This is a genomic window from Enterobacter sp. 22499 (assembly GCF_052044815.1).
In the GTDB taxonomy this organism is placed as follows: Bacteria; Pseudomonadota; Gammaproteobacteria; order Enterobacterales; family Enterobacteriaceae; genus Enterobacter; species Enterobacter bugandensis.
This window is the reverse complement of the sequence record NZ_JBQENR010000003.1, coordinates 275,268-284,516: the sequence shown is the minus strand read 5'-3', so window position 1 is coordinate 284,516 and position 9,249 is coordinate 275,268. Positions and strand designations below refer to the sequence as shown.

7 protein-coding genes are annotated in these 9,249 nt (G+C 60.2%); all 7 read right to left on the bottom strand.

Going from position 1 to position 9,249, the window contains the following annotated elements; genetic code table 11:
• Nucleotides 1-178: 178 nt before the first annotated feature.
• Nucleotides 179-589: a hypothetical protein gene (locus ACTJI7_RS12540; RefSeq protein ID WP_226859124.1), complete on the bottom strand. Its 411-nt coding sequence runs from the start codon at nt 587-589 to the stop codon at nt 179-181.
• A 279-nt stretch (nt 590-868) separates the two neighbouring features.
• Nucleotides 869-2,287, bottom strand: a complete 1,419-nt coding sequence (locus ACTJI7_RS12535) for a serine/threonine protein kinase (protein WP_063154422.1) — start codon at nt 2,285-2,287, stop codon at nt 869-871.
• Between the two features lie 24 nt (nt 2,288-2,311).
• The gene (gene tssH / locus ACTJI7_RS12530) at nt 2,312-4,927 is read right to left on the bottom strand and encodes a type VI secretion system ATPase TssH (RefSeq protein WP_063154424.1); all 2,616 of its coding nucleotides are present in this window, start codon (nt 4,925-4,927) and stop codon (nt 2,312-2,314) included.
• A 35-nt stretch (nt 4,928-4,962) separates the two neighbouring features.
• Complete coding sequence (gene tssG, locus ACTJI7_RS12525; RefSeq protein ID WP_063154426.1) at nt 4,963-6,006, bottom strand: type VI secretion system baseplate subunit TssG; 1,044 nt, start codon at nt 6,004-6,006, stop codon at nt 4,963-4,965.
• Complete coding sequence (gene tssF / locus ACTJI7_RS12520) at nt 6,003-7,874, bottom strand: type VI secretion system baseplate subunit TssF (RefSeq protein ID WP_045260272.1); 1,872 nt, start codon at nt 7,872-7,874, stop codon at nt 6,003-6,005. Before tssF ends, tssG begins: the two co-directional genes overlap by 4 nt.
• A gap of 2 nt (nt 7,875-7,876) precedes the next feature.
• Nucleotides 7,877-8,440: a type VI secretion system baseplate subunit TssE gene (gene tssE / locus ACTJI7_RS12515; RefSeq protein WP_028013485.1), complete on the bottom strand. Its 564-nt coding sequence runs from the start codon at nt 8,438-8,440 to the stop codon at nt 7,877-7,879.
• On the bottom strand, nt 8,433-9,245 hold the full coding sequence (locus ACTJI7_RS12510; RefSeq protein WP_136343449.1) for a type VI secretion system accessory protein TagJ: 813 nt from the start codon (nt 9,243-9,245) through the stop codon (nt 8,433-8,435). The genes tssE and ACTJI7_RS12510 overlap by 8 nt, the downstream gene beginning before the upstream one ends.
• Between the last annotated feature and the right edge of the window lie 4 nt (nt 9,246-9,249).

The window sequence follows — 9,249 nt, the reverse complement described above, 5'->3', positions numbered from 1 at the left end:
CGTGCCGAGTACGGTCAGCGTCAGCGCGAACGACTCGGACATCGCCTCGCGGCCCGTCAGTTTCCAGAACAGAAGCCCCTCCACCGGGAGCTGAACGGTAATTCGGTTGAGCATAATCTTTATTCCATTTAGCTTATGCGATGCAAAAAAGCGGGTCGCATCTCTGATAAAGCATCATTCAAGAAAGGGGCTTTTCCCGCTCGTTCATCCAAAAAACAAGAGAGTAGATTTTCAGTGACTCTGATGCGACAAATAACCCTACATTCAACCAGACGTTTGAAATTCCAAACACGCTTACTAAAAGAGGGAAAAATGAGACTGAACATCTGAATGAAATCAAACGAAATAATTCCTGAGCAAGAGCAAATTTGACTGCACCGTTCTTTCGTTTGAAGAATAACCAGGCCGAAGCAAACAAAGAGAGTAGTAAAAGTAAGTCAAGCACAAAAAAAAGCATGACCAAAATGCTGAAACCATCACCTGCAAAATAATTCAACGAAGCACTAAATGCTTTTGCGTCAGAAAGAAATGGGATTCTGTTGTGGCGTACTGAATTCTCGCAATAAAGTAAAATTGCGAGAAGATCCATACTTCCCCAGAAATACCCTGATTTACTCTTTAAATGAGCGACATTTTGTTTATGCACGTAATTAACACTGACAAAAATGGAATTCCGCATCTTCGCTTCAGCTAACTCTCCGGGGTCGGAGACAAAAGGGCCTGTCGTTTTTCACTGACGGTGGTCAATTAAGACCACCGCTACTGACCCAACTGAGCTTTCAATCCTAAAGCGATTTTGTACATAAAGAGAAGAGACGATCTTCGAACACCTTTGGAATAAGTCTCTGGCCTTGAAGATCGTGCATTACTAAGGATTCACCAGCCAGGTGCCCGGCTTGCTGATATCCAGCGTCTGGCTGCGCGTTCTCCCGTTGCCCTGCAGTTCAATCTTCGCCTCTCCGGCTGGCAGCTTGAGCGAGGCATAGCCGTTGGTCGCCGGACGCAGCGCTTTTGGTTCGCCGTTCACTTTCAGCATTTCACCGTCCTGGATACGGATATAGACCAGCGCAATCGGGCTCGCGGCAGGCGGTGGCGTCTGCTGTGCCGTCGCCGGCTCGCTCACCGTCGCCGTTTCTGGCTTCACCTCTGGCGCGTTCGCGGCAGTTTCTGTCGGACGCGTCTCTGACGGAGCCTGGGCAGCCTGCTCAGGCGCATCATTCCCACCGCTGAACAGCATCGCCCCGGCGACAACGCCCACCAGCACGCCCGCGGCAACCATGCCCGGGATCTTATAGCGACGCCAGTCGAGCACCGAAGCTGGCTTCTCTTCCTCAACCGGAACCAGCATGGTGCCGGTCTTTTTGGCGGTGAGCACGTCGTTGATCCCGGCGACCGGCATCTCAATCAGCGCCGCGAATTCGTCGATAGACTGCGGACGGTCCTCCATGTGCAGCGCCAGCGCGCGGTCGATGGCCTGCAGCAGCGGGATGGAGTAGCCCTGCGGCATGATTTCCACCAGCGGCTTACAGGTATCCTGGATGGAGCGCACCACGCTGACCGGCGGCGGAGAACCCACAATCAGGGTACGCAGCACCGCGCCGAGGGCGTAAATATCCGTCCACGGCCCCTGCTCGCTCTCGTTGTCGTCGGTGTACTGCTCAATCGGCGCAAAGCCGGGGCGCAGCATGGTTTCCGTTTCGTCGGAAAGGTTGCCGATGGTGCGGCGCGCGGAGCCGAAATCGAGCAGCACCGGCAGGCCGTTATCCTGGATCTGAATATTATCCAGAGAGATATCACGGTGCAGATAGCCTTCGTCGTGGATGGTCTTGATCGCGCCGAACAGCATCGGCAGCGTGCGGCGGATCCAGGCCTCGTTGATCAGCTCCGGTTTTTCTTCGCGCAGGCGTGAAAGCGTGGTGCCGCTATAAAACAGCGTCCCCATGTAAGCCGTGTCGTTTTGCACCCAGAAACGCAGGACGTGCAGCAGGTTCGGGTGGTTAAAACGCGCCAGCAGACGCGCTTCCTGAATAAAGCTGTTCAGGCCCGCGGAAAATGCTTTGCCAAAGCGCTCACTGCGCAGCACCAGGGTCATGTCGTCGCCGCGCACGGCGAGCGAGGAAGGCATAAATTCTTTGATAGCGATAGTGCGTTCGAGCTGGTGATCCCACGCGCGATAGACAATGCCAAAACCGCCGCCGCCGATCACCTCTTTGATTTCAAACTCGTTGAAGCGGTACCCGACCGGGAGCGCGTTTGGGACAGTCCGATTGTTATCATTATCCGTCATCTTTTACAGTTCTCTTGATGATTATTACGCGGCAAACTGACAGTGAAACTCGCCCTGCTCGCAGGTGACATGCAGGCGTCGGTACTGCTCGTCGCTGCGGCTGGCGGTAAGTAAGATCTGGCTCATCTGAGGCAGCAGGGTGTTAGTCAGAATAGCATCCACCATGCGGCCACCGGACTCCACCTCGGTGCAGCGCTGAACAATCTGTTCCACCACGCTGTCGTCAAACTCAGAAATAATGCTGTGATTCTCTTCCAGACGACGCTGAATGCGCTTGAGCTGCAGGCGCACAATCTGCCCGAGCATCTCGTCGCTGAGCGGGTAGTACGGCACCACCAGCAGGCGGCCCAGCAGCGCCGGCGGGAATACTTCCAGCAGCGGCTGGCGCAGCGCGCCGCTTAATGCGTCAGGCTCCGGCATCAGCTCCGGATCGGCGCACATGGCGCTTATCAGCTCGGTGCCCACGTTGGACGTCAGAATGATAATGGTGTTACGGAAATCAATGTGGCGCCCCTCGCCGTCCTCCATCCAGCCTTTATCGAATACCTGGAAGAAGATCTCATGGACGTCCGGGTGCGCTTTTTCAATTTCGTCCAGCAGCACCACGCTGTAAGGGCGACGGCGCACGGCCTCGGTTAACACGCCGCCTTCACCATACCCTACGTATCCCGGAGGCGCACCTTTTAAGGTGGAAACGGTGTGCGCTTCCTGGAACTCGCTCATGTTGATGGTGATGACGTTCTGCTCGCCGCCGTACAGGGATTCCGCCAGCGCCAGCGCGGTTTCAGTTTTCCCGACGCCGGACGGACCGCACAGCATAAAGACGCCCACCGGTTTGTTCGGATCGTCGAGCTTCGCCCGCGAGGTTTTCACGCGGCGGGCAATGAGATCCAGCCCGTGACGCTGGCCGATAACGCGCTGGTTCAGCGTATCGGCAAGATTCAGCACCGCGTCAATCTCGTTTTTCACCATCCGGCCCAGCGGGATCCCGGTCCAGTCAGAGACGACTGCGGCGACCACGTTTTCATCTACCGCCGCAAAAAGCAGCGGCTCGTCACCCTGTAAGGCGTTCAGCGCCTGCTGCTGCTCCGCCAGCTGGCTGCGCAGCTCGGCGGTCTCTTCCTCGCCCGCCGCAAACAGCGCGGCGCGCAGGCGGATGATCTCCTGCACCAGACCGCGCTCGTCTTCCCAGCGCCGGGCCAGAGCTTCGCGTTTTGTTTTATACGCGTCGCGCTCTGTGATTAATGCCGTTACGCGCTCTGCGTCACCGGCGCCGACGCGCGCTTCGCGTTCAGCAATTTCAATTTCCACGTCCAGCGCGGCAAGATGGCGCAGGCAGTCTTCCAGCTGCGCAGGGGGCGCGCTCTGGCTGACGGCCACGCGGGCGCAGGCGGTGTCGAGCAGCGCAACGGCTTTGTCCGGCAGCTGGCGCGCCGGGATATAGCGATGGGACAGCTTCACCGCCGCGCTGACCGCTTCGTCGAGCAGCAGGACCTGGTGGTGCGTCTCCAGCGGCGACACGGTGCTGCGCAGCATCAGAATGGCTTTCGCTTCGTCCGGCTCGTGAACCTGTACGGTCTGGAAACGACGGGTAAGCGCCGGGTCTTTCTCAATGTACTTTTTGTATTCCGCCCAGGTGGTGGCACCGATGGTGCGCAGCTGACCGCGCGCCAGGGCCGGCTTCAGCAGGTTCGCCGCATCGCCGGTTCCCTGCTGGCCGCCTGCACCAATCAGAGTGTGGATCTCATCGATAAACAGAATAATCGGCGTGGCGCTGGACTGGACTTCATTAATGAGCGCCTGCAGACGGGCTTCAAACTCGCCTTTCATGCCCGCGCCTGCCTGCAGCATGCCGATATCCAGCAGCCACAGCTGAATATTTTGCAGCGGCTCCGGCACGTCGCCGTCGGCGATACGCAGCGCCAGCCCTTCAACGACTGCGGTTTTGCCGACCCCGGCCTCCCCGGTCAGCAGCGGGTTGTTCTGGCGGCGGCGCATCAGGATATCCACCATCTGGCGGATCTCCTCGTCGCGCCCGACAACCGGGTCAATCTTCCCGTCGCGGGCCCGGGCGGTCAGGTCCTGGCCGTACTGGGCCAGCGTTCCCTGCGCCGCCGGGACCGCACCCGCCGGTGCATCGACGGCGGCAGCGGCCTGCTGCGTCTCTTTGCTGTTGGCGCAAATAGCGTCGAACTGCTCGATCAGCACTTCGACGTTAAGACGGGTGAACTGCGACGAGATGCTTTTCAGCACGTTGGCCAGATTCCAGGTCTTGAGGATGCCAATCAGCAAATGGCCGCCGCGAATGCGGCTGACGCCAAACTTCAGCGAGCCGAATACCCAGGCGCGCTCCACGGCGCTGTCGATATGTTCGGAGAGATCGGAAACGGAACTTGCGCCGCGCGGCAGAGCGTCCAGCGCCGCCACGATATCGCGCGTTAGCTGCTGTTCGTCGAGGGCAAAGTGGCGGATGACCTGCTGCAGATCGCCATCCTGCTGCTGCATCAGCTGATGCAGCCAGTGCACCAGCTCAACGTAGGGGTTGCCGCGCAGCTTGCAGAAGGCAGTCGCGCTTTCCAGAGAGGTAAATAACAGCGTATCCAGTTTGCCGAAAAGCACGGCACGGCTAATTTCTGACATGTTCGGTTCCGTTGATAACAATGCGTTAGAAAAATTTATCGCTCTGCGCGATACACCAGATCGCCACGCGGGACAGGCTGCGGCTGATGCCCCAGCCAGGTGTTAAAGCCTAATCGCCCATCGCTGCCGAGCGTGGTGCCCTGCACCGCGTCTTCACGCAGGATCACCCGTGTTTCCCATTCAAACTCAATTCCCGCGTACTGGCGCACCCAGTCGCGCAGCTCGGTGACCCACGCTTCGCCCGGCAGAAAGCGGTTGTACTCCTCCGCACTCAGCGGGCCAATCTCGATACGAAACTTATGCTGCACGTCGCGGACGGCGACGCCGAGAAAAGCGGACTCCCCCATGCGCGGCATGCGGCGTCCTGCTCCCAGCTGCGCCTGCTCGCGGGTGGAGAGCGGCATCCACTGCGGCACGTTGCTCACCAGCTTGACCGGCGCTTTAAAATAGCTGCGCAGGATCTTCTCCAGCCCTTCCGGATCCCGCCCGTGGCGGGTCAGGTGCCCGGCGTGGGTAAAGCGGGCATGGGCGCTCAGGCTGCCCTTGTTCATCTGACCCGGCTGTCCCATGCCGATCAGCGACGCCAGGTAGCCCTCAAAGCGCTTATTGTCGGCGCGATCGAGGGAAACGGCAGGCTGCGCATCCGCCCAGGCGCGGTAAAACAGCAGCGCAAGACGATGATGGAACAGATCGGCAAACGCGCTGAGGCTGGTGTCCTGATGATGATAAATCCGCTCGCGGGCGTACTCGGTCATATGCACCGGCAGCGGGCCGTTCGGGCCAAACAGGCCAAAGCTGAGGATCGACACCTCATGCAGCCCGCTTTCCTCACGCTGTCGTACCTGGGCCAGCGTCGACGGCGCAAAGCTCATTGAGGGCTGCTGACCAATGCGCAGCGGCTCAAATTTCGGCAGCGGCGCGCGGCCCAGCGGGTAACGCTCGCCACCCTGGGCATCAATGCGCCTTAACAGCTGAAACAGATCGTAGCGCCAGGGCGTCTCGCGGACCCCGTGCCAGAACGTATCCGGCAGCTTCGTCAGGCGATGCACGCGCAGCGGTGCGGTGGCAGCGTCACTCATACCAGCGCCCTTTTACCCATGCGCGGTGCCCAGTAGCCTATCTCGCCGCGCTGCTGACTCTTCAGGGTGAACTCGGTGAAGCTGTTGATGGAGACCAGACGGGCAAAAAGGCGCTCCATCACGCTGCCGAAAAGCCACGGGCTGGCGCCGGAAAACGCCCGCTCGTCCACCGTCAGGGTGATGCCAATTCCGCGGGCGAAAACGACCGGGCCGGGTTCAGGCACGCGGCGGTGTACCGGCTCCAGCACACAATGGCGAACCCCCTCCACCTGACGCGCAACCGGCGTTTCGGCCAGGTTGGCATACAGACCTAACAGCTGGCGCAGCGCCGCTGCCCCCTCTTCATTTTCGCTGTCCATCAGGCTGAGGTAGTTCATCTGCAGCTGGCTGATGAGCCGCCAGGTGCTGAACCCTTCCGCCAGCGCCGGACGCGGCGGCGTCGGGCCTTTGCGCAGGGTTAACCCCTTCACCGGCATGGAGTCGGCCATAATGAACTGCCCGAGCTCCTGCTGGAGCATCAGCGGCAGGTCGCGGCTGGTACAGAGCACCTCGGCAGAGATGTAGCGCAGGTTTTCCTGCCACGGGGCATGCTGTTCATCCACCAGCGAGACAAAGACCTCCGAGCCGATATAGCCGGTACGGGTGCCGTAGCGCAGGGCGTGTTCGGAGAGCACGCGCTGTTCCCGGCGCAGGGAAAAATAGGCCCCGTAGTTGCCCGCGTCGCCGCTCCAGGTGCTCCAGAACGGACGAAACGTCTGGTCGTCGCGCTGGCCGTCGGCGCTGCCAAAAATTTTATTTACCGCATAAATTTCGTAGTCCAGCGGGCGGATGTTATCGACCACCAGATGGTATTCATGCTGGCCTTCATTCAGCTTCTGCCGGGCCGCCACTTTCGGGAACAGGTTGATGACCGGCGTGCAGTGCAGCGCCAGATGGCTGGCGTCGACCACGCGCTCCAGCTGTTCATCCGACTTATCCAGCAGAATGAAGATATCGAAGGCTTTTTCGTTTTCGCAGCGCTGGATTAGCGTGCTCAGACCGCTCAGGCTGATAAAGCGGAAGCGGGCCGGAAACGCAAAATACTCCTGCAGCAGACGGTAGCCGTCAAAGTTGCGCAGATCGTCCGGGAGGAGCGCCTGGTCCGGCGCAAAGCCCTCCTGACGCAGCGCATCCGTTGCCAGCAGCTGTCGCTGCGGCTGCGGGCTGACCGTCTGGCAGACGATCCCGGCGTGGTGCTCCATCACCAGCTCCAGCAACTTCAGCGCCTCAATGTCCGGGCCGCTGAGGAAAAACTCCAGCCGGTCAAAATTCAGGTGCCCAAGGTTTTGCGGGCCGTCGCAGGCAATGCGGATCCGCAAGGCGCTGTTGATCCCCCGCTGGCTTAAGCCGAGCTGCGCCAGCGGCAGGTCAGCGGGCACGCCGCCGAGCTCCACTTTGTCGATTTTCAGCGGCAGCAGATTAACCTCGTGCGCGGTGGTATAGCTGCAGGTTACGCCGGTTTTTTTCAGCGCCAGGCTGTCCATCATGGTGCCGCGCGGCACAATAAAGCCGTTGCTCAGATCGCCGCGGCTGCTGTCGGGCTCAATTTCCGCAATCGCCATTGAAGGGGTGGGCGCGAGGTAGTTCGGCGCGATCATCTCCAGCAGACGCTGGGAGAAACGCGGAAACTCCGCGTCCATTTTCATCTGCACGCGGGAGGTCAGAAACGCGAAACCTTCCATCAGGCGTTCGGTGTACGGGTCCGCCACTTCGATGCCGCGCATGCCCAGCCGCCCGGCGACCTTCGGATAGCGTTCGGCAAACTCGGCCCCCATTTCGCGCAGGTAGGCCAGCTCACGGTTGTAATATTCGAGCAGTTTACTTTCCATGATTACCCCGCATCTTTCAGTTCAAAATGGCCGTTTTCCAGATCGACATCGGTGCGAAACAGAAACTCCAGCGGGTACGGCACACACCATAAGCGCCCTTTAATCTCAATGGAGAGCACGTTATGAAGATCCAGCGAGGAGGTATCCGACACGCAGCGGACCTGCAGCCCCTGCGGCAAAATGCGCGGTTCAAAATTGATGATGGCCTCGGTGAGCTTGCGCTGAATGTCGTGCCATTCGATATCCGACATTCTCTTCCCGGCCAGCGGCGCGACGCCGAAGTTAACCACCGAGCGGCTCACGTGCGGTAGCGCGCTTAAATCGCCGGAGGCATCGTGGTTGATGGTGTTAAACAGCCACTGCAGATCCCGCAGCACGTTACGACGCAGCGCGGCGTGGGTGATCAGGTTGCTGTTGGCCGGCTCGCGTTTTTTTTCCGGGTCGTTATCGGTGAGGCGATCGAGCAGCGAAGGCTGCATTTTGTCGCGCGCCCCCACCTTCTCCTGCCTGCTGCGGGCTTGCCAGCCGCTGCGCAGCAGATCGCCTTCGCCAGCGGGATTACTCATTGGCTCCATCCGTCGCAAACGACACGAGGCTTAACGACAGCAACGGGCTTTCGCTTTGCTCGCTGAGCCAGGCTTTCTGGCCCATCCCTTCGTACAGGGTGCCGTCCTCGTCGAGCGGCTGCCACTCGGTAGTGCGGCCCAGTTTGATCGCATCCGACGCATCGGCAGCAAACGGGTAACGCGCCGGGATCTGACATACCTGCTCCGTACCGTCGGTCAGGCGCACCAGCGCGTGACGCCAGACCAGATCGGTCACGCTGGCAGGCGCCTGGAAACGGATCTCGGCGATAGCGTTAAACGGCAGCCAGAAATAGCGGCCGTTCACGATGGTTTCGCACACCGGGCCGAGACGGGCATCGCCGTCCATCAGCCAGTCAAACGCCTGAGCCTCATCGTTTTCGAGGGTGATGTGGCCGGGAGTGGCCTGCGCCTGGTCAAGCGCTTCAAGGCGCAGCGACCGGGCACGCTCGCCCTCCTCGCGGAGCGCCGCGGCCAGGGTGGTCAGCCACGGCCACTGAGTTTCAGGCATGGCCGGACGCGCCTGCCCCGCCATCACCTGTGCGCGCTGCAGCTCGCCCTGAATGGACTGCTCCAGCAGCGTGACGGTGGGTTTCGCCTGCGGCTTCAGCGCCAGCCAGCTTTTCAACTGGGTCAGCGCGCGCGTCCCGTTGCCGCTGAGGATTAAAAACTGCACGAACGCGGCGCGGAGGTCTGCATCTGCCGGACGGGCTTTGATCTCCGCTTCAAGACGCGCCAGCGCGTCGTTGAGCGTTTCACCCGCCAGGTGTTGATAGAGCGTATTCATAGCC

Bases quoted from the DNA above. Each gene is read 5' to 3' on its own strand.
- ACTJI7_RS12510 (WP_136343449.1), bottom strand. From the start codon at position 9,245: ATGAATACGCTCTATCAACACCTGGCGGGTGAAACGCTCAACGACGCG.
- ACTJI7_RS12540 (WP_226859124.1), bottom strand. From the start codon at position 589: ATGGATCTTCTCGCAATTTTACTTTATTGCGAGAATTCAGTACGCCAC.
- tssG (WP_063154426.1), bottom strand. From the start codon at position 6,006: ATGAGTGACGCTGCCACCGCACCGCTGCGCGTGCATCGCCTGACGAAG.
- tssF (WP_045260272.1), bottom strand. From the start codon at position 7,874: ATGGAAAGTAAACTGCTCGAATATTACAACCGTGAGCTGGCCTACCTG.
- tssH (WP_063154424.1), bottom strand. From the start codon at position 4,927: ATGTCAGAAATTAGCCGTGCCGTGCTTTTCGGCAAACTGGATACGCTG.
- tssE (WP_028013485.1), bottom strand. From the start codon at position 8,440: ATGAGTAATCCCGCTGGCGAAGGCGATCTGCTGCGCAGCGGCTGGCAA.
- ACTJI7_RS12535 (WP_063154422.1), bottom strand. From the start codon at position 2,287: ATGACGGATAATGATAACAATCGGACTGTCCCAAACGCGCTCCCGGTC.